Annotated in this window: 23 protein-coding genes; 7 read left to right on the top strand and 16 right to left on the bottom strand. The window is 56.8% G+C overall.

Translation table 11 applies throughout. From position 1 onward, the window contains the following. Positions 1-39: 39 nt before the first annotated feature. The 9 genes from AB6731_RS16095 to AB6731_RS16055 all read right to left on the bottom strand — a co-directional run bounded on the left by AB6731_RS16095 (position 40) and on the right by AB6731_RS16055 (position 5767). Entirely contained in the window at positions 40-432 is a 393-nt protein-coding gene (locus AB6731_RS16095; protein WP_006178691.1) for a DoxX family protein, read from the bottom strand. Positions 433-641: 209 nt separating this feature from the next. Then, positions 642-938, bottom strand: coding sequence for a YqjK-like family protein (locus tag AB6731_RS16090; RefSeq protein WP_049023341.1), 297 nt, complete (start codon positions 936-938; stop codon positions 642-644). Next, entirely contained in the window at positions 935-1333 is a 399-nt protein-coding gene (locus tag AB6731_RS16085) for a phage holin family protein (protein WP_013098867.1), read from the bottom strand. Before AB6731_RS16085 ends, AB6731_RS16090 begins: the two co-directional genes overlap by 4 nt. 1 nt (position 1334) lies before the next feature. Next, a complete protein-coding gene (locus tag AB6731_RS16080) occupies positions 1335-1640 on the bottom strand; it encodes a YqjD family protein (protein WP_003862645.1) in 306 nt (101 codons plus the stop codon). Positions 1641-1669: 29 nt separating this feature from the next. After that, on the bottom strand, positions 1670-2038 hold the full coding sequence (locus AB6731_RS16075) for a DUF1090 domain-containing protein (protein WP_014171729.1): 369 nt from the start codon (positions 2036-2038) through the stop codon (positions 1670-1672). A 143-nt stretch (positions 2039-2181) separates the two neighbouring features. Further along, positions 2182-2565, bottom strand: coding sequence for an EnvZ/OmpR regulon moderator MzrA (gene mzrA / locus AB6731_RS16070; protein ID WP_020883575.1), 384 nt, complete (start codon positions 2563-2565; stop codon positions 2182-2184). Positions 2566-2567: 2 nt separating this feature from the next. Continuing rightward, positions 2568-3230, bottom strand: a complete 663-nt coding sequence (yqjA, locus tag AB6731_RS16065) for a DedA family general envelope maintenance protein YqjA (protein ID WP_014171727.1) — start codon at positions 3228-3230, stop codon at positions 2568-2570. A gap of 344 nt (positions 3231-3574) precedes the next feature. Beyond that, positions 3575-4351, bottom strand: coding sequence for a transcriptional regulator ExuR (gene exuR, locus AB6731_RS16060; protein ID WP_014171726.1), 777 nt, complete (start codon positions 4349-4351; stop codon positions 3575-3577). 117 nt (positions 4352-4468) lie between these two features. Next, positions 4469-5767 (bottom strand): MFS transporter, encoded by a 1299-nt coding sequence (locus AB6731_RS16055; protein WP_014171725.1) that lies wholly within the window; start codon positions 5765-5767, stop codon positions 4469-4471. 473 nt (positions 5768-6240) lie between these two features. Here AB6731_RS16055 and uxaC point away from each other — a divergent pair, with 473 nt between their 5' ends. Together uxaC and AB6731_RS16045 are read left to right on the top strand one after the other, a co-directional pair. After that, positions 6241-7653 carry a glucuronate isomerase gene (gene uxaC / locus AB6731_RS16050; RefSeq protein ID WP_371006559.1) on the top strand — a complete coding sequence of 471 codons (1413 nt, stop codon included), beginning with the start codon at positions 6241-6243 and terminating at the stop codon, positions 7651-7653. A 17-nt stretch (positions 7654-7670) separates the two neighbouring features. After that, positions 7671-9158 carry a UxaA family hydrolase gene (locus AB6731_RS16045; protein WP_014171723.1) on the top strand — a complete coding sequence of 496 codons (1488 nt, stop codon included), beginning with the start codon at positions 7671-7673 and terminating at the stop codon, positions 9156-9158. Positions 9159-9260: 102 nt separating this feature from the next. Here AB6731_RS16045 and sstT read toward each other — a convergent pair whose 3' ends face one another. The 4 genes from sstT to AB6731_RS16025 all read right to left on the bottom strand — a co-directional run bounded on the left by sstT (position 9261) and on the right by AB6731_RS16025 (position 13542). Continuing rightward, positions 9261-10502, bottom strand: coding sequence for a serine/threonine transporter SstT (gene sstT, locus AB6731_RS16040; RefSeq protein ID WP_014171722.1), 1242 nt, complete (start codon positions 10500-10502; stop codon positions 9261-9263). A 235-nt stretch (positions 10503-10737) separates the two neighbouring features. Beyond that, positions 10738-11706 carry a TerC family protein gene (locus AB6731_RS16035; protein ID WP_020883576.1) on the bottom strand — a complete coding sequence of 323 codons (969 nt, stop codon included), beginning with the start codon at positions 11704-11706 and terminating at the stop codon, positions 10738-10740. Positions 11707-11969: 263 nt separating this feature from the next. Next, positions 11970-12968 carry a Gfo/Idh/MocA family protein gene (locus tag AB6731_RS16030; RefSeq protein ID WP_014171720.1) on the bottom strand — a complete coding sequence of 333 codons (999 nt, stop codon included), beginning with the start codon at positions 12966-12968 and terminating at the stop codon, positions 11970-11972. A gap of 70 nt (positions 12969-13038) precedes the next feature. Next, complete coding sequence (locus tag AB6731_RS16025; protein WP_032679016.1) at positions 13039-13542, bottom strand: YgjP-like metallopeptidase domain-containing protein; 504 nt, start codon at positions 13540-13542, stop codon at positions 13039-13041. Positions 13543-13627: 85 nt separating this feature from the next. On the opposite strand from AB6731_RS16025, the gene rlmG reads away from it, so the two are divergent. Beyond that, entirely contained in the window at positions 13628-14764 is a 1137-nt protein-coding gene (rlmG, locus tag AB6731_RS16020) for a 23S rRNA (guanine(1835)-N(2))-methyltransferase RlmG (protein ID WP_371006558.1), read from the top strand. Positions 14765-14825: 61 nt separating this feature from the next. On the opposite strand, the gene AB6731_RS16015 is transcribed toward rlmG, so the two are convergent. The 3 genes from AB6731_RS16015 to lsrR all read right to left on the bottom strand — a co-directional run bounded on the left by AB6731_RS16015 (position 14826) and on the right by lsrR (position 19593). Then, positions 14826-16847, bottom strand: coding sequence for an FAD-dependent oxidoreductase (locus AB6731_RS16015; protein ID WP_371006557.1), 2022 nt, complete (start codon positions 16845-16847; stop codon positions 14826-14828). 160 nt (positions 16848-17007) lie between these two features. Then, positions 17008-18588 (bottom strand): autoinducer-2 kinase, encoded by a 1581-nt coding sequence (gene lsrK, locus AB6731_RS16010; protein ID WP_020883580.1) that lies wholly within the window; start codon positions 18586-18588, stop codon positions 17008-17010. A 33-nt stretch (positions 18589-18621) separates the two neighbouring features. Continuing rightward, positions 18622-19593 carry a transcriptional regulator LsrR gene (lsrR, locus tag AB6731_RS16005; RefSeq protein WP_020883581.1) on the bottom strand — a complete coding sequence of 324 codons (972 nt, stop codon included), beginning with the start codon at positions 19591-19593 and terminating at the stop codon, positions 18622-18624. A 215-nt stretch (positions 19594-19808) separates the two neighbouring features. On the opposite strand from lsrR, the gene lsrA reads away from it, so the two are divergent. The 4 genes from lsrA to lsrB are packed head-to-tail and all read left to right on the top strand — an operon-like array spanning position 19809 to position 24306. After that, positions 19809-21296 carry an autoinducer 2 ABC transporter ATP-binding protein LsrA gene (gene lsrA / locus AB6731_RS16000; RefSeq protein ID WP_138614670.1) on the top strand — a complete coding sequence of 496 codons (1488 nt, stop codon included), beginning with the start codon at positions 19809-19811 and terminating at the stop codon, positions 21294-21296. Then, on the top strand, positions 21293-22324 hold the full coding sequence (lsrC, locus tag AB6731_RS15995) for an autoinducer 2 ABC transporter permease LsrC (protein ID WP_020883583.1): 1032 nt from the start codon (positions 21293-21295) through the stop codon (positions 22322-22324). Before lsrA ends, lsrC begins: the two co-directional genes overlap by 4 nt. Then, positions 22325-23308: an autoinducer 2 ABC transporter permease LsrD gene (gene lsrD / locus AB6731_RS15990; RefSeq protein WP_014171712.1), complete on the top strand. Its 984-nt coding sequence runs from the start codon at positions 22325-22327 to the stop codon at positions 23306-23308. Then, on the top strand, positions 23305-24306 hold the full coding sequence (lsrB, locus tag AB6731_RS15985) for an autoinducer 2 ABC transporter substrate-binding protein LsrB (protein ID WP_025202959.1): 1002 nt from the start codon (positions 23305-23307) through the stop codon (positions 24304-24306). Before lsrD ends, lsrB begins: the two co-directional genes overlap by 4 nt. Positions 24307-24312 lie beyond the last annotated feature (6 nt).

Below are 24312 nucleotides of genomic sequence, written 5' to 3'. Positions count from 1 at the left end.
AGATATCTCCTCGCTTTGTGTTCATTCAGTATAGCGTGCTTACCACTTCTTATTCAGAACGCGGTCGATGCTGTATGCGCCTGGGCCAGTGATGGCCAGCAGCAGGAAGCCACCCGCGATGGTCAGGTTTTTCATGAACATCAGGGAGTTCACGCCTTCCGCAAAGTTACTGTGGAAGATGAACGCCGTCAGCAGGGTGAAGCCTGCGGTAAACAGTGCCGTGGTGCGGGTCAGGAAGCCGAACAGAACCGCCAGGCCGCCGCCGAACTCAAGGAGAATAGTCAGTGGCAGCAGGAACCCGGGAACACCCATGGCTTCCATGTATTGCTGCGTGCCCGCATAACCGGTGATTTTGCCCCAGCCTGCGGTGATAAACAGAACCGGCATCAGAATACGCGCTACCAGAACACCAACATCTTCTAATTTTTTCATTTTACTCTCCAGGAAACCACATCAGCGGCTGAACTTTATTTGTGTGCAAATTCGGGTAGATACCGCGTCTTTGCTGTCGATGGAGAGGAGTGTAAACGGGGCAGATGGGAATTGTTAGCAAGGAAAACTGTCAATCTTCTTCAAAGATATTGAGTAACGGGGGAGGGGGAAAGTGTGCCGGGTAAGCGAAACGCTACCCGGCATAAGAACTAACGCAGCTGTTGTTGACGAATCGTCGCTTTCACCAGACGCCAGGCGCTCCAGGCACCAAAGCCGCGGCGGGCCCAGCGGATCAGCATATTTGGATGACGAATCGTCCAGATAGCCATCACGCTGCTTCCGACCAGCGCCCATGAGCGCAGGCTCAGGAAGGTATTCCAGCCCCGGTCAAAACGACGCGTCGCGTCAACCCAGTCGCGACGACTGGCAGACAAATCCAGCCGTTGCTGCTGGATCTGACTGAGCAGGAATGCTTTTCGCTTCTGACGTTCGGCTTTATCGCTCACGGCTTGTCATCCTCCAGCAGGGCGCGATCGTTGGCCAGTTCCTGGCGCGTATGGCGCAGGAAAGTGGATTTGCGTGCTTTACGCATCGTCCATATGCCGCCAATCAGTGCCGCAACCAGCAGAACAACGGTGGTGGCAATCATCGCGTTGAGTCGATATTGCGGGTCAATGGCCCAGATGATTAACACCATCAGGCTCATCAGACCAAACGCGGCGAAGAGCATGGTAAGCCCGAGCATCAGCAGCATCTGGAAAAGGTTCGCTTTCTCCTCTTCCAGTTCAACCACTGCCAGTCGGACGCGCGTTTCGGCAATCCCGACCAGCGTCGTCAGAATACGCTGGCCGATGCCGAGGACGTTATTAGCAGGCCCTTGTGCGTGACGAGGATCTTCCATATTAACGACGCGTCAGGAGGACACCCAGTACCACACCTACCGCGGCACCAATCCCTACACCCGTCCACGGATTATCGCGAACATATTCGTCCGCGCGAGCTGCCGCTTCGCGGGTCTGTTTCGCCAGTGCATCACCGGTTTCACCCAGGCGATAACGGCTCTCTTTCAGCGCCTGCTCAGCTTTGCTGCGCAGTTTGCTGACCTCTTCTTTTGACTTATCTGCAGAGGAGTTCAGCACCTCTTCCAGGGTATCGGCCAGGGATTTCAGTTCAGCGCGCAGATTTTCAGACGTCGTATCTTTTGACATGATTCTCTCCTGTTGAGATTTCCGTTAACTCAATAATCGCGAGCTTCCAGCGCTTTCAGGTCGTCCTGCGCTTCTTTCAACTTCTTCTCGCGCTTAGCAATTTTTTCCGCATCCCCTTTCTCTTTCGCTTCCTGCAGGTCGTGACGGCGCTCGGCTATCTCGTCCTTCTGTTCAGCGATTTTTTTCTGGTGATCGGCACGTAGCTTGCTGTCAGAACAGTTCGCTTTCACTTCGCTCAGCGCTTTTTTGAGACCCTCAACACGATGCTGATTGTTATGCTTTTCGGCATAACTGATCTCACGCTGAATATCCTGTTCTTTCTCCTGACAGAGAGAGTTGGCGAAGGACGCTGTGCTTAAAGAAAAAAGGGCCAGAGCCAGAGTAATGCGGAATTTCATTATCGAAACCTTCCATTGTGTTGCGGCGTGAGCCGCTATCCAGAGTCAAGCGGAGTACATACATGGGGTGCTCCGCGTACTTAAGCATAGTAAGTAAACGGGGGATTCACCAAAGTGAGTGAAAAGATTCGGAATCTTGGTAATTATCCAAATCTATGCGACGAATCGCGAATCAGTGACAGCCAGGCTGCAGGCTGGTTGTCATCTTCCTGCTGGGCAATGATATAACCGTGCGGCAGCGTACGGTCGAGCACCACTTTCGCGGCGGCACTTTGCGCACGGGAATCAAACTTAATCAGTAAAACATCGTCCTGCGGGGTGATGCTCTTAAAGCGGATGCCGTTGGCATCAAGATGATGCCACACCGAAAAACCGTCAGGCACGCTGACACCCTGACTCACCGGACGAATGGCCAGCGTCGATTCCTGATGCGAAAGCGTCGTCCAGGCCAGGAACATGAGGCTGAGCAACCCCAGGGCAATCATGGCCACGGCAAAACGGCGCACGGCAAGCGGTGAGATAACCATCGTTAACCTCTGGCCCCGTATTTCTTCTTCCACAGCACCACCAGCGAACCGACCAGACCAAAGACCAGCAGAACCACCGGTAACAGCATCAGGCAGGACATGAGCTGATCTTCATATTTCATGAAGACCGGCGTTTTGCCCAGCGCATAGCCCAGCGTGGTCAGGATCAGAACCCACAGCAGGCCGCTCATCCAGTTGAAGAACTGGAAGCGGGTGCTGCTTAATCCGGAAAGACCCGCAATGGTAGGCAGCAGGGTGCGTACAAAGGCGATAAAGCGGCCGATCAGGAGCGCGGAAAGCCCGTGCTTATGGAAAAGATGGTGCGCCCGCTGGTGATAATGCGCAGGAAGGTGGGAGAGCCAGTTCTGCACCAGACGCGTATTGCCCAGCCATCGTCCCTGGATATAGCTCACCCAGCAGCCAAGGCTGGCGGCGATGGTCAGTAATAAAATGGTTTGCGGAAAGGCCATTGCCCCTTTGGCACACAGCACGCCGACGAGCACCAGTAAGCTGTCGCCCGGTAAAAAGGCAGCAGGCAGTAAACCGTTCTCAAGGAACAGAATCATAAATAAGACGAAGTAGAGCATGCCAATCATGGAAGGGTTGGCCAGCGTTTCAAAATCCTGCGCCCAGAGGGCATGCAGTAGTTGGGTCAAAAGTTCCATTCAGTGTTCCTGGAAATCGGTTAACGTCACGCCTGTTATCCGGGACAAACAGCACGGCGACATTGTTGTGATTTCATTATGGTCGCTCGCGGACACATTGAGGTGTGGCCAACACTGTTCCCTGTTAATTGGCTGGTTAGCAAGCACTAACTTACAAAATAACGAATTGAATCCAATTGTAACAAAGCCCAAGGTTCTGCGTCACAGAATTTGCAGGGGTGTGATGATTTTGGCGTAAGCCATGGAGGGGAGCGAGGGGATTTACAAAGGCTGACACTATATATGTTTTGCTTACCCACCTCTGCCAGAAGGCGCAGCGAAGCGCCTGCCAGCGAAAAGGTAAACTATTTTGCCGCACTGGCTGCCGTATCGAGATGAACGACAGGATTATCGGCAAAAAGATAGCGGTCAGCGTTAAATTCGAAGTCATCGCTGGTTTCATTGAACAGCATCTGCTTGGTGTTTTCCAGGTGCTGCCACATGGCCAGTTTTGCCGCATGTGGATCTTTGCGAATCAGCGCTTTAAGGATCTGATCGTGATCGTCGCACCAGTTATCCACGGTGCGGGAATCGATGTGATCGTGCAGTTTTTTCCAGTACGGGTTGTGAACGCGCTGAGTCCACATTTTTTCCACGATTGCCGCCAGCGCCGTGTTTTGCGTTGCCAGCGCGACCTGAACGTGGAACTGCAGGTCCCACTCTGAATCACGGAAACATTTTTCCTTGCGCGCGTTTTCCTGGATTTCCATCAGCTTCATGATGTCCTGCTTGGTCACCTGAGTCGCTGCAAATTCCGCAATATTGCTTTCGATAAGCTGGCGCGCCTGGAGCAGTTCAAACGGACCGTAGCTGGCGAATTCGAGACTTTCGTCGGCGACCGGGGAGTGTTTCGGCTGATTAGAAATCACGTGAATGCCGGAGCCTTTGCGAACTTCAACGTAGCCTTCCACTTCCAGCATGATAATCGCTTCACGCACCACGGTGCGGCTTACGCTTTTTTCATCAGCGATAAAGCGCTCAGCGGGGAGTTTATCACCGACAAGGTAGACACCTTGCTCGATGCGATCTTTCAGCTCGGCAGCAAGTTGTTGATATAAACGACGTGGTTCGGTGATTTCCATATGCGCTCCAGGCAGGGTACGGCGGATTATTTGTTATACCACTTTTGCGTGCCAGTCTCCAGATTTTGCCATGAAAAAAACCGCCCGGAGGCGGCTTCTGTGACATCAGGAGGGGCGCTAACTTTGCGTTGCCGGTCCCCCCAGGGACTCTTTTAGCACCTCTTCTGCCGACTTACTTTTCAGCACCGTCCAGATAACCACTGCACCCATCAGGTCGAAGATAGCCAGTACGGCAAACAGCGGGCTGAAGCCGATGGTGTCCGCCAGTGCACCGACCACCAGAGCAAACAGGGTGCTCGCCGTCCAGGCAGCCATACCGGTCAGGCCGTTAGCGGTAGCCACTTCGTTACGCCCAAAGACGTCAGAAGAGAGTGTAATCAGCGCACCGGACAGTGACTGGTGGGCAAAACCACCGACGCACAGCAGGGCGATTGCCACATACGGGCTGGTGAAGAGGCCGATCATGCCCGGGCCAATCATCAGCACTGCGCCCATCGTCACGACCATTTTACGGGAAACGATCAGGTTCACGCCAAACCAGCGCTGGAACAGCGGTGGCAGATAACCGCCAACGATACAGCCCAGATCGGCAAACAGCATTGGCATCCACGCGAACATCGCAATCTCTTTCAGGTTAAAGCCGTAGACCTTAAACATGAACAGCGGGATCCAGGCGTTGAAGGTCCCCCAGGCGGGTTCGGCGAGGAAGCGCGGCAGGGCGATACCCCAGAACTGACGGGTACCCAGAATCTGCCAGACCGTCATTTTTTTGCCGTTGTTGGTCTGATGCTGAGCTTCCTGACCCCCAATGATGTATTCGCGTTCGTCTTCAGACAGTTTTTTCTGATCGCGCGGGTGTTTATAGAAAATCAGCCACGCCATGGCCCACGCAAAGCTCAGTACACCAGAGATAATGAACGCCATCTGCCAGCTGTGCATCACGATAGCCCACACCACCAGCGGTGGTGCAATCATCGCACCGATGGAAGAACCGACGTTGAAATAGCCGACGGCAATAGAACGCTCTTTCGCCGGGAACCACTCAGAGCTGGCTTTCAGCCCGGCCGGGATCATTGCCGCTTCCGCTGCACCTACCGCACCACGTGCCAGCGCCAGACCGCCCCAGCTGCCTGCCAGCGCCGTGGCGCCGCAGAAAATAGCCCAGGCGATGGCGAAGAAGGCGTAGCCGATTTTGGTCCCGAGAATATCCAGAACATAGCCTGCGACAGGCTGCATGATGGTGTAAGCCGCGGAATAAGCAGCAATGATGTAGGAATATTGCTGAGTGGAGATATGCAGCTCTTCCATCAACGTCGGGGCTGCGGCTGCCACGGTGTTACGTGTCAGGTAGCCCAGCACGGTGCCTAACGTCACCAGTGCGATCATATACCAACGTAACCCTTTAATTTTACGCATCTAAAACCTCATCGTTATGTTAATTCCGTGCCTTGCACGGCAACCTCTCGACCGTGTCCGGGAGCGGTTGTGTAACGGGAGGGGCTTAACCGGGAGATGTCCCGGAACGGCCCGAACCTTGCCATAAGTAAGCGTGCATAAGTCGGTATCCGTACCGTTAAAACCGATGTTTTCACACCGGGAATGCATTCCGTCGGCTTAGTGTTTGCGACGGCGAAAAGATAACTTGTCATACAACTTTAAAAGGTGAGTGACATCACAAATGCATGATTATTTGTAGGGACATTATGTGTTACGGATAAAGCCAGTTCTGGCGCGGCCTGGCGAAGGGTTTACCTCATTTGAGGTAATTAATTTGTCTGCGTTTATTGATCTAACTCACGAAAAAATGTTCTGTCTCTGGAAATTGGTGTGATAACTTTGCAGCATCTGAGCATAAGCTTTCTGACGCTCTCGTTACGAGGAAGACGATAATGACACCGTTTATGACCGAAGATTTTCTGTTAGATATCGAATTTGCTCGCCGCCTGTACCATGACTACGCCAAAGACCAGCCAATTTTCGACTACCACTGCCATTTACCGCCGCAGCAGGTTGCCGAAAATTACCGTTTTAAAAACCTGTATGACATCTGGCTGAAAGGTGACCACTACAAATGGCGTGCGATGCGCACCAACGGCGTGGCGGAGCGCCTGTGTACCGGTGATGCAAGCGACCGCGAGAAGTTTGACGCCTGGGCGGCGACCGTTCCGCACACCATCGGCAACCCGTTATATCACTGGACGCACCTTGAGCTGCGCCGTCCGTTCGGCATCATCGGAAAGCTGCTCTCCCCGGCTACCGCCGATGAAATCTGGGAGCAGTGCAATGAATTACTGGCGCAGGATACCTTCTCCGCCCGCGGCATCATGAAGCAGATGAACGTGAAGATGGTGGGGACCACTGACGATCCGATTGACTCCCTGGAACATCACGCGGTGGTCGCCCGCGATACCTCGTTTGATATTAAAGTGCTGCCAAGCTGGCGTCCGGATAAAGCCTTTAACATCGAACAGGCGACGTTCAATGATTACATGGCGAAGCTCGCGGAAGTGTCTGACACCGACATTCGTCGTTTTGCAGACCTGCAGAGCGCGCTGACCAAACGTCTGGACCACTTCGCGGCACACGGCTGTAAAGTCTCTGACCACGCGCTGGATGTGGTGATGTTTGCGGAATCAAATGAAGCTGAGCTTGATAGCATTCTGGCACGTCGCCTGTCCGGTGAATCCCTGAGCGAGCACGAAGTGGCACAGTTCAAAACGGCGGTGCTGGTCTTCCTCGGTGCGGAATATGCTCGTCGCGGTTGGGTGCAGCAATACCACATTGGTGCCCTGCGCAATAACAACCAGCGTCAGTTTAAACTGCTGGGCGCGGACGTGGGCTTCGACTCCATCAACGATCGCCCGCTTGCGGAAGAACTCTCTAAGCTGCTGAGCAAACAGAACGAGCAAAATCTGCTGCCAAAAACCATCCTCTACTGTCTGAACCCGCGCGATAACGAAGTGCTGGGTACCATGATCGGTAACTTCCAGGGTGAAGGTATGCCAGGCAAGATGCAGTTCGGTTCCGGCTGGTGGTTCAATGACCAGAAAGACGGGATGGAGCGTCAAATGACGCAGCTGGCGCAGCTGGGTCTGTTAAGCCGCTTTGTGGGCATGCTGACCGACAGCCGTAGCTTCCTTTCTTACACGCGCCACGAATATTTCCGCCGCATTCTGTGCCAGATGATTGGCCGCTGGGTGACCGCGGGTGAGGCCCCTGCCGATATTCAGCTGCTGGGCGAAATGGTGAGAAACATCTGCTTTAACAATGCGCGCGACTACTTCGCCATTGAACTGAACTAAGGCCGTTTGAGGTTGATATGCAATACATCAAAATCCATTCGCTGGATAACGTTGCCGTCGCGCTGGCGGATCTGGCCGAAGGTGAAGTTGTCACCGTTGATAACCAGACGGTAACCCTGCGTCAGGCGGTGACTCGCGGGCATAAGTTTGCCGTAAAGCCGATCGCCCAAGGAGACAACGTTGTTAAATACGGTCTCCCGATTGGTCATGCGCTGGCGGATATTGCGCCGGGTGAGCATATTCATTCCCACAACACCCGCACCAATCTGAGCGATCTGGACGAGTACAGCTATCAACCTGATTTAGCGGCAGAAGAAGCGCAGGCGGCGGATCGCGAGGTACAGATCTACCGCCGGGCGAACGGTGAGGTGGGGATCCGCAACGAGCTGTGGATCCTTCCCACCGTCGGCTGCGTGAATGGGATCGCGCGTCAAATCCAGACGCGTTTCCTGAAAGAGACCCACGACGCCGAAGGTACGGACGGTGTGCACCTGTTCAGCCACACCTACGGTTGTTCTCAGCTTGGCGACGACCACATCAACACCCGCACCATGCTGCAAAACATGGTCCGCCACCCGAACGCGGGCGCGGTGCTGGTGATTGGCCTGGGCTGCGAGAATAATCAGGTGGATGCGTTTCGCGACACGCTGGGTGAGTTTGACCCCGAGCGCGTGCACTTTATGGTGTGTCAGCACCAGGATGATGAAGTGGAAGCGGGCATTGAGCACCTTCACCAGCTGTATGAGGTGATGCGTCACGACAGGCGTGAGCCGGGCAAGCTGAGCGAGCTGAAGTTTGGCCTGGAGTGCGGCGGGTCTGATGGCCTGTCCGGGATCACCGCGAACCCGATGCTGGGCCGCTTCTCAGATTATGTGATCGCCAACGGCGGTACGACGGTGCTGACAGAAGTGCCGGAAATGTTCGGTGCTGAGCGTATTCTGATGAGCCACTGTCGCGACGAAGAGACGTTTGAGAAGACCGTCACCATGGTGAACGACTTCAAACAGTACTTTATCGCCCACAACCAGCCGATTTATGAAAACCCGTCTCCGGGTAACAAAGCGGGCGGGATCACCACGCTTGAAGAGAAGTCTCTCGGCTGCACGCAAAAAGCGGGCGCCAGCCCGGTGGTTGATGTCCTGCGCTACGGTGAACGTCTGAAAACGCACGGTCTGAATTTGCTCAGCGCACCGGGTAACGATGCGGTTGCGACCAGCGCGCTGGCCGGCGCCGGCTGCCACATGGTGCTGTTCAGCACCGGGCGCGGGACACCGTACGGTGGCTTTGTGCCGACGGTCAAAATCGCGACCAACAGCGAGCTGGCAGCGAAGAAAAAACACTGGATCGACTTTGATGCAGGCCAGTTAATCCACGGCAAAGGGATGCCGCAGTTACTGACGGAATTCGTGGATACCATTGTAGAGTTTGCCAACGGCAGACAGACCTGTAACGAGAAGAATGACTTCCGCGAACTGGCGATCTTCAAGAGTGGCGTGACGCTGTAAGTGTGGTGCGGGTGATGCCCTCACCCCTGTGGAGAGGGTCAAACACTAAAACGGCAACCTTCGGTTGCCGTTTTGCTTTACGTTTTGTCACCGGGCTTTTGTTTACCCGCGTAACGCGTTCTTCGCTAAACGCGCGTCTTCCGCCTGGCATGCCGCTGCGGTGAACAGCACGTCCGTTGAGGAGTTCAGCGCGGTTTCGCAGGAGTCCTGCAATACACCGATGATAAAGCCGACGGCCACTACCTGCATGGCAATCTCATTCGGGATACCGAACATATTGCACGCCAGTGGGATCAGCAGCAGCGAACCACCCGCCACACCCGATGCACCACACGCACACAGCGACGCCACCACGCTCAGCAACAGCGCCGTGGGCAGATCGACCGGAATGCCCAGCGTATGCACAGCCGCCAGCGTCAGCACGGTAATGGTAATTGCCGCACCCGCCATATTCACGGTCGCACCCAGCGGGATGGAAACCGAGTAGGTGTCGCGATCCAGATTCAGCTTCTCCGCCAGCGCCATGTTAACCGGAATGTTTGCCGCAGAACTGCGGGTGAAGAACGCATACACACCGCTCTCGCGCAGGCAGGTTAACACCAGCGGATACGGGTTACGGCGGATCTGCCAGAACACCAGCAGCGGGTTAATTACCAGCGCAACCAGCAGCATGCAACCAATCAGTACCACCAGCAACTGCGCATAGCCCAGCAGTGCGCCAAAGCCGGTGGTCGCCAGTGTGGAAGAGACCAGACCGAAGATGCCAATTGGCGCAAAGCGAATCACGATTTTGACCATAAAGGTCACGGCGTTCGACACGTCGTTGACCAGGTTTTTCGTTGTTTCGTTGCCGTGACGCAGGGCAAAACCAAGACCGATCGCCCAGACCAGGATGCCGATGTAGTTAGCGTTCATCAGTGCCGTAATCGGGTTAGAGACCATGCTCATCAGCAGGCCGCGCAGCACTTCCACAATACCGGATGGCGGGGTGATATCACCCGCAGCGCTGGTCAGGTGCAGCGAGGAAGGGAACAGGAAGCTGAAAACGACGGCTGTTAAGGCTGCAGAGAAGGTGCCCAGCAGATACAGGAACAAGATAGGGCGAATGTTGGTTTTTTGTCCGTGTTGATGATTGGCAATTGACGCCATGACCAGCATCAGCACCAGCACCGGTGCCACGGCTTTCAGTGCGCCAACGAAAATGGTGCCAAGCAGCCCCGTCGCTTCCGCAGCCGGTTTTGACACCATTGCCAGCAGAATCCCCAGTACCAGCCCTACCAGAATTTGTTTAACGAGACTGCCTTGCGCCAGGCGCGCAAAGAGACCAGTTGATTGTGTGCTCATAAAAATTCCTAAGTGAAATTGCGTTCCATCCTTTATGTGCTCTAAGTCACATTTATGTCCGGATGTAAGAAAATGTTTGCCTGGTTGAGTATAGGGAAACCGGATGCGGAGGGAAGCGTAAAATGCTGCATTTTACGTGTTGTGTCATAGTTTTTAACTATTCATTCACAAAAGTGTGCTGGCCCTCTCCCTGGGGGGAAGAGGGCCAGCGTAAAGGCAGCAGGAAGGAGCGTAATTACTCCATCTGTTGCTTCTTATCGTGCTGACGATTAACCCAGGTATTGATAAGCAACGTCACGATCAGAATGCCAAACACCACACCGAGCGAGATAGCGATAGGGATGTGGTAGAAATCGACAATCAGCATCTTGATACCGATAAACACCAGAATCACCGACAGACCATATTTCAGCATTGAGAAGCGCTCAGCCGCGCCTGCCAGCAGGAAGTACATGGCACGCAGACCGAGGATGGCGAACAGGTTAGATGTCAGCACAATGAACGGGTCAGTGGTGACCGCGAAGATAGCCGGAATGCTGTCTACCGCGAAAATCACATCGCTCAACTCAACCAGAATCAGCACCAGCAGCAGCGGCGTGGCAAAAAGCAGGCCGTTCTTACGCACGAAGAAGTGCTCGCTCTCGATCTTGTCGGTCATGCGCAGATGACCACGGATCCACTTCACCAGCGGACGGTCGCCAATGGCGGAGCCATCTTCTTTTGCCAGCGCCATTTTGATCCCGGTGAACAGCAGGAATGCGCCAAAGACATACAGCAGCCATTCGAACTGCGTGATCAGCCAGCTTCCGGCGAAGATCATAATCGTACGCAGAATAATCGCACCCAGCACGCCGTACACCAGCACGCGACGCTGCAGGGCCGCAGGCACGGCAAAGTAGCTGAACAGCATCAGCCAGACGAAGACGTTATCGACCGCCAGGGCTTTTTCAATCAGATAGCCGGTGAGGAACGCGAGCGCCTGAGGATCGGCAACCGCGCGGCCTTCCGTTGAGGCCAGGTACCACCAGAAGGCAGCACAGAAGAGCAGGGAGAGGGTGACCCACACCAGTGACCAGGCCGCAGCCTGTTTCATCGTCATGCCATGTGCGCCGCGACGCCCCTGCAAAAAGAGGTCGATCGCCAGCATGATGAGCACGACAACCGCGAATCCGCCCCACAACATGGGAGTGCCGACAGAATGCATACTATTTTCCTTACACATAAAAAACAAAAACGGCCATGGTCAGAAGACGATAGCCGTTAGCTTTTTATGCATAGACCTCGCCTTCCGGCAAGGTCTCACTTACAACCAAAAAGACGGGCTTTTTGATTGCCCGGCGACCGGATGCGGTTTTGCACGCATCGTAATGACGATCCACCGGCAAGGAAGTTACTCCCCTTTGCAGGTAACAAAATATGTCAGACCAGTGATTTCGTCAATGGTCTGCACCGTTTCATTACACAGCTTTACGCGATAGCTTCTGCGCCCACGCCATCTGCAGGGAAGACCACGCCGGTTTGACGGCGGATCTCGGTTTGCAGTTTCGCCGTGGTGCGGCTGACCGCCAGCCCAGGGTGATTCACTTCGTTGTCTTCCACCAGACGGGCGAAGACCTCTGCCTCATAGAGCATAGTGTTAATATGCTGAGGCTGCGTCAGCTCCTGCGCTTTGCCGCCGCGTGGGACAATGCTCAGCTTCTGACACTCGGAAATCTTCTCGATAACCAGTGAGCCCGCTTCGCCCTGAATTTCGCTGGGCAGAACGGAATCGCTCACCTTGGAGTGCTGCAGCGTAACGCTGAAATCACCGTAATCCAGCACCACGATGCCGTGCGCATCCACACCGCTTTCCAGCAGGCTGGCCGTGGCGGTGACGCCGTGCGGCTCGCCCCACAGCGCCACGGCAGAGGCCAGACAGTAAAAACCGATGTCCATAATCGAGCCGTTAGAGAAGGCCGGGTTAAAGGTGTTCGGGTTTTCACCGTCCAGATAACGCTGATAGCGCGACGAGTACTGGCAGTAATTAATAAACGCTTTACGCACTTTGCCAATCTTCGGCAGAGACTGCTGTAACAGCAGGAAGTTTGGCAGGCTTGCGGTTTTGAACGCTTCGAACAGCACCACCTGATTGTCGCGGGCAAGCTGAATCGCGGCTTCCACTTCCTGAATGTTCGAGGCCAGCGGCTTCTCGCAAATCACATGTTTTTTATGGCTAAGAAACAGCGACGTTTGCGGAAAGTGCAGGGAGTTTGGGCTGGCGATGTAGACCGCGTCAATGGCGTCACTTTGCGCCATCTCATCGAGCGACGTGAACAGATGTTCAACCAGATAGTCGTTCGCGAAACTCTGCGCCTGCTCCAGGCTGCGAGAATAGACTGCGGTGAGCTTAAATTTGCCGGTTTCATGGGCGGCGTCGACGAACTGGCGGGTGATCCAGTTCGTGCCAATAACTGCGAAACGTATCATAAACGTTTACGTACTCCGTAGCAGGGAACCTTTAGCCACTGTAGCACGTGATTATTGCAAAACCAGTGCGCTACTGCGCATTACTCTTTAACGATAAATGCGTAAGCCATAAACGGGTATCGAACTCCAGCTGGTGGTACTGCGGCTCCATATGGCAGCACAGGGAGTAGAAGGCCTTGTCGTGCTCTTTTTCCTTCAGGTGTGCCAGCTCATGCACCACGATCATCCGCAAGAACGCTTCCGGCGCGTGACGAAACACGGTAGCAACGCGGATCTCCGCTTTCGCTTTGAGCTTGCCGCCCTGAACACGGGAAACGGCAGTGTGCAGGCCGAGCGCGTTTTTCAGCACATGGATCTTGTTGTCGTACATCACCTTATTGATGGGTGGCGCGCTCTTCAGATAGGTGTTTTTCAGATCCTGGGTATACTGCCAGAGCGCCTTATCGGTCGCGAAGTCATGCGTCCCCGGATAGCGTTTTTCCAGCACCGTGCCCAGCTTTTGCTCGGCAATTAAGCTGCGAACCTGAGAAAGTAAGTTCTCCGGGTAGCCCTGGAGATAAGTTAGTTGGTTCATCAACGCCCCAATTTGACAATAAAACGGGTATACTCACGCACCCTTTTCAGGGATAACGCCGAAATTTTACCATTCAGGAGGGCCGATGAGCCACTTAGACAACGGTTTCCGTTCACTCAACCTTAAACGTTTCCCGGAAACGGACGACGTTAACCCGCTTCAGGCGTGGGAAGCGGCGGATGAATATCTGCTGCAACAGTTGGATGACACTGAAATCAGCGGCCCGGTTTTGATCCTGAATGACGCATTTGGCGCGCTGGGCTGTGTTCTGGCAGAACACACGCCTTACAGCATCGGTGATTCCTACTTGAGCGAGCTGGCGACGCGGGAAAACCTGCGCCACAACGACATCGACGAATCCAGCGTTAAGTTCCTCGACAGCACCGCGGACTACCCGCAGGAGCCGGGCGTGGTGCTGATCAAAGTGCCGAAAACAATGGCGCTGCTGGAACAACAATTGCGCGCACTGCGCAACGTCGTAACCCCACAAACGCGTATTATCGCGGGGGCCAAGGCGCGTGATATCCATACCTCAACGCTGGAACTGTTCGAGAAAGTGCTCGGCCCAACCACCACGACGCTGGCCTGGAAAAAAGCGCGCCTCATTAACTGTACTTTCAGTGCCCCCGAACTGGCCGACGCGCCAGAAACCCTGAGCTGGACGCTGGAAGGCACTGACTGGACAATCCACAACCACGCGAACGTATTCTCCCGCACCGGCCTTGATATCGGGGCGCGTTTCTTTATTGAAAATCTGCCGGATAACCTGGAAGGCGAAATCGTCGATCTGGGCTGTGGTAACGGTGTGATTGGCCTGACGCTGCTGGCGAAGAACCCTGAAGCGAGCGTTGTATTTAGTGATGAGTCGCCGATGGCGGTGGCCTCCAGTCGTCTGAACGTTGAAACCAACATGCCGGACGCGCTGGATCGTTGCGAGTTTATGATTAATAACGCGCTGTCGGGCGTTGAGCCGTTCCGCTTTAATGCCGTGTTCTGTAATCCCCCGTTCCACCAGAAACACGCCCTGACGGATAACGTCGCCTGGGAGATGTTCCACCATGCACGCCGCTGCCTGAAAATTAACGGCGAGCTGTATATCGTGGCGAACCGTCACCTGGACTACTTCCACAAGCTGAAGAAAATCTTCGGTAACTGCACCACGGTTGCCACCAACAACAAGTTCGTGGTGCTGAAATCCGTCAAGCTGGGTCGCCGCCGCTAACGCGGGGCGCTGAGTTTACACCGGCCTGCCTCGCGTGCAGGCCCGGTGAGCGTTGCGTCACTCAGAGACTCAAGGCCAGCGTTGTGCCCTGCGCAATGGCGCGTCGCGCATCCAGCTCCATCGCCACGTCGCATCCGCCGATCAGGTGTACCGTTTTTCCCGCCTCACGTAGCGGATCCACCAGATCGCGCTTCGGCTCCTGACCCGCACACAAAATCACATGATCCACCTGCAGCAGCTGCGGCTCACCGCCGATCAGCACGTGCAGCCCCGCATCATCGATCTTCTGATAGCTCACCGACGGTATCATCTTCACCCCGCGAGAGAGCAGGGTTGCGCGATGGATCCAGCCCGTGGTTTTGCCCAGGCCTTCACCGGGTTTGCTGGCTTTACGCTGCAGCATGACGATCTGACGCGGGCTTTTCGGCAGCTGGGGTCCTTCCGGTCGCAAGCCGCCGGACTGGTTAAGGCTGGTGTCGATACCCCATTCCACGCAGAAGTCGGCAATGTTCTGGCTGGTGGGTTCGCCCGGCTGACTTAAGTACATCGCGGTATCGAACCCGATCCCGCCGCAGCCGATGATCGCCACTTTTGCCCCCACCGGCGCTTTGTCACGCAAAACGTCCAGATAGCTCAGGACTTTCGGATGATCGATGCCCTCGATCGCAGGCCTGCGTGGTGCGATCCCGCTCGCCAGGATCACCTCATCGTAATCCATTACATCCGCCGGATTTACAAACTGGTTGAGGCGAAGATCCACGCCCGTCAGGTCGATCATTCGGCGGTAATAGCGCAGGGTTTCGTAAAATTCTTCTTTGCCCGGGATCTGTTTGGCGATATTGAACTGCCCGCCAATCTCAGCGGCGGCATCGAACAACGTCACGCTGTGGCCGCGCGAGGCGGCATTCACCGCAAACGCCAGACCCGCCGGGCCGGCACCGACCACGGCCAGGCGTTTTTTATGCACCGCCGGGAAAATCGGCATTTTGGTTTCGTGGCAGGCGCGGGGGTTGACCAGACACGAAGTGACCTTGCCAACAAAAATCTGATCCAGACAGGCCTGATTACAGCCGATGCAGGTGTTAATCTCATCTGCACGCCCGCTCTGCGCTTTGGAAAGCAGCTCGGCATCTGCAAGGAACGGACGCGCCATGGAGACCATGTCGGCATCACCGGCGGCGATCACATTTTCCGCCACCTGCGGGTCGTTAATGCGGTTAGTGGTCACCAGCGGGACAGACACTTTCCCTTTCAGCTTGCGCGTGACCCAGCTGAACGCCGCGCGTGGCACCGGCGTGGCGATGGTCGGAATACGCGCCTCGTGCCAGCCGATGCCGGTATTGATGATGGTCGCGCCGGCGGCTTCAATCGCCTGCGCCAGTTGCACGGTTTCGTCGAACGTCCCGCCACCTTCCACCAGATCGAGCATCGACAGGCGGTAGATAATAATAAAATCCGCCCCGGCACGTTCACGCACGGCACGCACCACTTCCACTGCAAAGCGCATGCGGCGCGCGTAATCGCCACCCCACTCATCGTCGCGCTGGTTTGTGCGGGCCGCGAGGAATTCGTTGATCAGGTAGCCTTCCGAGCCCATCACCTCAACACCGTCATAGCCCGCTTCACGCGCCAGTGCCGCACAGCGGGCGAAGTCGTCAATCAGCGTCAGGATCTCATCGTGGCTGAGGGCATGGGGCGTAAAGCGGTTAATCGGGGCCTGAATGGCCGACGGTGCGACCAGATTCGGTTGATAGCTGTAACGCCCGGTGTGCAGGATCTGCAGGGCAATTTTCCCGCCCTCCCGGTGAACGGCGTCAGTGACCACGCGATGATGCGGCAGCTGGCTGGCGTCGTTCAGCACCGCACCGCCTTCCATCCCCACGCCAGAAGGCGCAGGGGCCACCCCGCCGGTAACAATCAGCGCCACCCCGTGACATGCACGCTCGGCATAGAAGGCCGCCAGACGTTCGGCCCCGTCCGGATGTTCTTCAAGCCCGGTATGCATTGAGCCCATCAGCACGCGGTTTTTAAGGGTGGTGAACCCCAGATCGAGGGGGGTAAATAACGACGGGTAGTGGCTCATAGTCTCTTCCAGTGTAAAATTATTGTTATGTGGTCGGATGAGTTACTAATTTAGCCAGCGATGAGTAAAAGGGAAAAGGGGAATGCGGCGATTGTGATGGGATTCAAATATTGGTGTGGCCTGACCCCCTCTCCCTGAGGGAGAGGGGGCGTTATAGCTCTCAGGGAGAGGGGGCACGCACTAAACCCGGTGCCTGCCACATCGATGTCGTCAGTCCGCTGTCCACCAGCCCAAGCTGGTCGGCATAAACGGCCTGCCACTTCTGCATCATACCGTCGTACAACTCCCGGTGCGCCGGGTTTGGCGTGAACTCGCGGCTCCATTTCACCAGCCGTTCGCCTGTCGCCGCCATATCCGAAAACAGCCCGGCTCCTGTTCCGGCAGCAATCGCGCAGCCCAGCGCTGTCGCCTCTTTCACTTGCGGGACGCGCACCGGCAGACCGGTCACGTCGCTTAAAATCTGGCTCCACAACGCGCCTTTCGAGCCACCGCCTGCAAACACCAGACCGTCGAACGTTACCCCTGAGAACCGTGAAATCTGCGTCAGGTTACACGCCGAGACAATCGCCGCGTTCTCTTCCAGCGCACGGAATAGCGTGGCTTTGTTGCATTTTTCCGGGTCGATGGAGAGGTTAATAAAAGACGGCGCGGCGTGATACCACTGCTTGAAGTGCATAGCATCTGAGAAGATCGGCATAACACCGTGTGAACCGGCAGGCACGCGGCTGGCCATCTCCTCAAGCAGGGAGTAAGTGTCCATTCCCATCCGCTCCGCGATGAGTTTCTCTTCCGCGCAGAAGGCGTCACGGAACCAGCGCATGGTCAGGCCGGTAAAGAAGCTGATCGACTCCGCCTGCGCCATGCCGGGGATCACATGCGGATTCACGCGGATGTTCATCTCCGGGTCGGTGCGTACCTGCGGCAGGTTGACCACCTGCTGCCAGAAGGTACCGCCCAGCACGGCCGTTTGCCCGGCCCGCACGACGCCTAACCCAAGACAGCCAAGCTGCACGTCGCCACCGCCCATCACCACCGGCGTGCCTTCGCGCAGGCCGCTCTGCTGTGCGGCATCTTTGGTGATCGCACCGAGCACGGTACCGGTCTCCTTCACCGGAGAGAGGATATCGGCACGCAGCCCGGCCATGTCGAGCAGCGCCGGACGCCAGTCGCGGGAGAAGAGATCCAGCATACCGGTAGTCCCGGCATTGGACGGATCAACGGCCAGCTCGCCGGACAGTTTTGCCGCCAGCCAGTCGCTTATCATGGTGATCGTGGCGGCTTTGCGATAGATGTCCGGACGATGGTGCGCCAGCCACAGCAGGCGCGGCATGGCGCTCAGGGCCAGGGTCTGGCCGGAGACGTCATACACTTCGGATTCAAAACGGTAGTCGTGGATCTCTTTGAGTTCGGCTACCTCGCGGCTGGCGCGGGCATCGACGTTGGCGCACGCCCAGATGGCGTCGCCGTTGCGGTCATACAGCACGATCCCCTCGCGCATTGAGCAGCAGGCCACGGACTGGATATCCGCTGCGCTCAGGCGGGCGCGCTCCAGCGCCTGATGAATACACTGGCAGGTGAGTCGCCAGTTAATGTCGAGATCAAACTCCATCGAGCCCGGCACATTCTCCACGCTCAGGTGTTTCCACTCGGCCTGGCCAACGGCAACCTGGTTGCCCTGCAAATCGAAAATTACGGCGCGAACGCTGCCTGTCCCTGCATCTAACGCTAAAAGGTAACTCATGAGCATGCCTCGTGTCAGGCGCAGGACAGGCTCTTAGCTCGCCAGAGCCAGCACCGCGCGGGCTGTCGTCTCCTCCGTCACCAGGCCATTAATACGGCGGCCTTTGAGTGCGGCATAAATCGCATCGGCTTTCTCTTCACCTCCGGCCACGCCAACGATGGTGGGCAACTGCGCCAGTTCATCGAGCGTGACGCCCAGTAATTCCCGGTGGATCTCCAGCTCGTGCACGCATTCCCCTTCGGCGTTCAGGAAATAGCCAAGGATATCGCCCACCGCCCCTTTGCGGGCGTACATCAGCTGTTCACCTTCGCTGATATAGCCGGAGCGCAATATAGTGGCGTCCCGGCGCTGGTTTACTGAACCAATGCCTACCACCGCCACATCGGCCGCGGCGGCGGCGAGGATCACGTCCCGCACGCTGGATTCGCGTTTTAGGATCCCGGCCACTTCGGCGGAGGAAACGCGAAGCGGGGCGGGGATCATGCTGACGCTGCAGGCGGCATCAAGCTGACCGATGCCCGTCATATACGGCCCAACACCGCCGGAGAGCGTCACCAGGCGGATCTGCTGCGAGCTGATAAAACCGCTTAAGTGCTGCAGGCTGCTCATGGTGGTTTCACCAAATCCCACCGCCAGCAGCTGGCCGGGCTCCAGCACGCCCATCAGCGATTGTGCCGCACCAATGCCCAGCCGGACATTCATGGGCGGGGTATTCAGGGCCGGCAACACGCGAACCAGCTTGAGCCCGAAGCGTTGCTGCAGCTCGGTTTCCAGCGCCAGACACCCCTCATAACGGGAGTTGATCTGCACGCGGATCACCCCGGACTGGCGTCCTTTCTCCAGCAGACGCGAGATCTTCAGGCGCGGCAGTCCGAGCCGCTCGCCGATGTCATTCTGGGTTAATCCGTCGTGGTAGTAGCACCAGGCGACGCGGGCAACCAGCTCTTCTTCCGCCAGTGCCAGCCCGGCAAAACGACCTTCTTCCGCAGTGCGTTTATCGCTCATAATTGAACTCTTATAAAAATTTAGATCATATGTTCGTGATCGCGCAGAAAGAAAGTGTGAACCACGCGACAAAACAGATCTTTTAGATTGATTTGTGTCTGTGTGGATCTTAATCGATAAATTTGTGATCCCTGCACGGTTCTAAATATAGTTCACCGTCTACGCTTTTGAACATTATTAAATCTAAAAATCATTTGTTCAATAGCGGAGCGATAATGACGCCACTTATCGAAGCACGTGATATCAGCAAGCAGTTCTCCGGCGTACCGGTCCTGAAAGGTATTCATTTCACGCTGCTTGCGGGTCAGGTGCATGCGCTGATGGGCGGTAACGGCGCGGGAAAATCAACGCTGATGAAAATCATCGCCGGGGTGGAAACGCCAGACAGCGGTGAACTTTCGGTTGACGGCCACGCGTTTGCGCGGCTTTCGCCCGCGCAGGCCCACAGGCTGGGGATTTATCTGGTGCCGCAGGAACCCCTGCTTTTCCCCAACCTGACGGTGCGGGAAAACATCCTTTTCCGCCTGCCGCGTGAGGCCGGTATGGGGGAACGGCTGGCGGAGAAACTCCAGCAGCTGCAGTGTCAGCTCACTCTTGATGCCACCGCCAGCACCCTGGAAGTGGCGGATCAACAGATGGTGGAGATCCTGCGCGGCCTGATGCGTAACGCGAAGATCCTGATCCTTGATGAACCCACGGCGTCGCTCACCCCGGGGGAAACCGAACGGCTGTTCCGCCAGATCCGCGCGTTGCAGGCGCTGGGCGTCGGCATTGTTTTTATCTCGCACAAATTACCGGAGATCCGCCAGCTGGCGAGCCACGTCTCGGTAATGCGCGACGGCGCGATCGTGCTCAGCGGTGAAACTGCACAGTTTGACGATAACGCCCTGATTGCGGCCATGACGCCGGTGAGCCGCGAAAAAGGATTAAGTGATGCACAAAAACTGTGGCTGGCGCTGCCGGGCAATCGCCGCACGCAGCCGCAGGATTTCCCGGTGCTGCGGGTGGAAGAGCTTACCGGTGAGGGATTTATCGATCTCAGCATGGAAATCTATGCCGGGGAAATAGTTGGCCTCGCCGGGCTGGTCGGATCCGGGCGCACCGAATTTGCGGAAACGCTGTATGGGCTGCGCCCGGTGCGCGGTGGACGAGTCTGGCTGGAAAATCAGGAAATAACCGGCGAACCCGTGGCGGCACGGCTGGAGAAAGGGCTGGTCTACCTGCCAGAGGACCGACAGGTTTCCGGCTTGTTCCTGGATGCGCCGATTCGCTGGAACACCGTGGCGCTGAATGAGCCCTCGGTCTGGCAGCAGCGCAAACGGGAGTCGGCGGTGGTGGAGCGCTATCACCGGGCGCTGGGGATCAAGCTTAACCATGCGGATCAAACCGTGCGCACGCTTTCCGGCGGCAACCAGCAGAAGGTGTTGCTGGCGCGCTGTCTGGAGGCGAACCCGCTGCTGTTGATCGTCGATGAACCGACACGCGGAGTGGATGTGTCGGCGCGGGCCGATATCTATCAGCTCATCAAAAGCGTGGCGGCGCAGAACGTGGCGGTGCTGATGATCTCAAGCGATCTGGATGAGTTCCCCGGGCTTGCCGATCGCGTGCTGGTGATGCACCAGGGCGTGCTGAGCGGCGAGTTGTCCCGGCACGCGGTCAGTCTCGACAGAATGATGGCGCTGGCATTCGGAGGGCAGTCATGAAGACCTTACTGAAAAATCGCGAACTGAGCGCGTTCATCGCCATTCTGGCGTTGTTCGCGGTGCTGGTGGGGCTCAATCCGGCCTATTTCAGCCTGCAAACGCTGGGGATGATCTTCGCCAGTTCGCAAATCCTGATCCTGCTGGCGCTCGGCGCCGCGCTGGTGATGTTGACCCGCAATATTGATGTTTCCGTCGGCTCTACCGTCGGGCTGTCTGCCATTGCCGTGGGGGTGGCTCTGAACAGCGGCTACACCCTGCCGGTATCGATCCTCTTTGCGCTGTCGATTGGCGCACTGGCGGGAGCATTTAACGGTTTTCTGGTGGTGGGGCTGCGTATTCCGGCAATCGTGGCCACCCTCGGCACGCTGGGCCTCTATCGCGGGGCGATGCTGCTGTGGACGGGAGGAAAGTGGATTGAAGGGCTACCGCCGAGCCTGAAATCGCTCTCTGAACCTGCCGCTATGGGTATTTCACCGCTCGGAATGGGCGTGGTGTTTTTAGCCGCGGTCGGCGCATGGACGTTGTCGCGCACCGCCTTCGGACGCGATTTCTACGCCGTGGGCGACAACCTTGCCGCCGCACGCCAGCTGGGCGTGGCGGTGAACCGGACGCGAATGATCGCTTTTACGCTGAACGGCATGCTGGCCGCGTGTGCGGGGATTGTCTTCGCTTCGCAGATTGGCTTTGTACCTAACCAGACCGGCAGCGGGCTGGAGATGAAAGCCATTGCCGCCTGCGTACTCGGGGGGATCTCTCTGCTGGGCGGTACCGGGACGCTTATTGGCGCCTTACTGGGGGCTTTTTTCCTGACTCAAATCGACACCGTGTTGGTGCTGTTCAGGCTGCCCGCGTGGTGGAATGACTTTATCGCCGGGCTGGTGCTGCTCGGTGTGCTGGTGCTCGACGGGCGTTTGCGCCAGGCGCTGGCCCGGCATCAGCGGGCACTCAAGTACAGCCGCTTCCAGCCCGGTAACAAAGGGGGGAAGCATGTCACCCCGTTTACGAAACACAAAAAAGAGGTGGCGTAAATGAAGCTTAACTGGGAAAGCGCGCTGCTGATATTACTGGTGCTGGAAATTCTGCTCTTTGGGGCCATCAATCCGCGCATGCTCGATATCAACATGCTGCTGTTCAGCACCAGTGATTTTATCTGCATTGGCATTGTGGCGCTGCCGCTCACCCTGGTGATCATCAGCGGCGGCATTGATATTTCTCTCGGTTCGACCATCGGCCTGTGTGCCATCGCGCTGGGGGTGATGATGCAGGCGGGCTGGCCGATGGCGCTGGCCATACCGTTGACGCTGCTGCTCGGCCTGCTGTGCGGTCTGGTCAACGCTGCGCTGATCCACTACACCGGCATCAGCCCACTGGTTATCACCCTTGGCACGCTCTATCTCTACGGCGGCGGAGCACTGTTGCTCTCCGGCATGGCGGGGGCGACCGGTTACGAAGGCATCGGTGGCTTCCCGGACAGCTTTACCGCGTTCGCTAACCTCACGTTCCTGGGGTTGCCAATCCCGCTGGTGCTGTTCGCCGTGATTACCGTCTTCTTCTGGCTGATTACCCATCGCGGACGCTTTGGCCGCCATCTGTTTTTGATTGGGCAGAACCCGCGCGCGGCGCGCTATGCGGCGCTCTCGGTCAACGGGATGCCCTACGCCCTGTATGGCCTGGTGGGCGTCGCTTCGGCCATTGCTGCGCTGGTGATGGTCTCCTATTTCGGTTCGGCGCGTTCGGATTTGGGACGCGATTTACTGATGCCTGCACTGACCGCAGCTGTCCTCGGGGGCGCCAATATCTATGGCGGTTCGGGGTCGGTAATCGGTACGGCCCTGGCGGCGTTGCTGGTGGGGTATCTGCAGCAGGGTTTACAGATGGTCGGCATCCCCAACCAGGTGTCGAGCGCGCTGTCAGGGGCGCTGTTGGTTGTGGTGGTGATGGGACGTTCACTGAGTTTGCACCGTGAATGGGTGCGCTCTCTCCTCACAAAACATACCCGGAGCGTAAGATGAAAACAAAACTGATAGTCCTGGCGATGGCACTCAGCTTCGCGTCGGCACAGGCCGCGGACCGCATCGCCTTTATCCCCAAGCTGGTGGGCGTTGGCTTCTTTACCAGCGGCGGCAATGGCGCGAAAGAGGCGGGTAAAGATCTCGGCGTGGACGTCACCTACGACGGCCCGACCGAGCCCAGCGTCTCAGGCCAGGTGCAGCTCATCAATAACTTCGTTAACCAGGGCTATAACGCCATTATCGTTTCGGCGGTGTCGCCGGATGGCCTCTGCCCGGCGCTGAAGCGCGCGATGCAGCGTGGCGTCAAAGTACTGACCTGGGACTCCGACACCAAACCGGAATGCCGCAGCATCTACATCAACCAGGGCACCCCGGCGCAGCTTGGCGGCCTGCTGGTCGACATGGCCGGTAAACAGGTCACCAAACCGAATGCCAAAGTGGCGTTCTTTTACTCCAGCCCGACCGTTACCGACCAGAACCAGTGGGTGAAAGAGGCGAAGGCCAAAATCGAGAAAGATCATCCGCAGTGGCAGGTCGTGACCACGCAGTTTGGCTATAACGATGCCACCAAATCGCTACAAACCGCCGAGGGGATCTTAAAAGCGTATCCGGATCTGGATGCGATCATCGCCCCGGATGCCAACGCCCTGCCGGCGGCGGCGCAGGCGGCGGAAAACCTGAAGCGAGAAGGGGTGGCGATTGTCGGCTTCAGCACGCCTAACGTGATGCGTCCGTACGTAGAGCGCGGCACGGTGAAAGCCTTCGGCCTGTGGGATGTGGTGCAACAGGGCAAAATTGCGGTCAATGTCGCCGATCGGTTGTTGAAAAAAGGCGATCTTAACGTTGGCGACAGCGTGGACGTGAAAGATATCGGTACGCTGAAGGTCGAGCCGAACAGCGTGCAGGGCTACCAGTATGAAGCGAAGGGCAACGGCATTGTGCTGCTGCCGGAGCGGGTGGTGTTTACCAAAGAGAACATCAACAAATACGATTTCTGACGGGGG

It is taken from the genome of Enterobacter sp. RCC_40, assembly GCF_041360735.1.
Taxonomy (GTDB): Bacteria; Pseudomonadota; Gammaproteobacteria; order Enterobacterales; family Enterobacteriaceae; genus Enterobacter; species Enterobacter ludwigii.
This window is presented reverse-complemented; position numbering and strand designations above follow the sequence as displayed.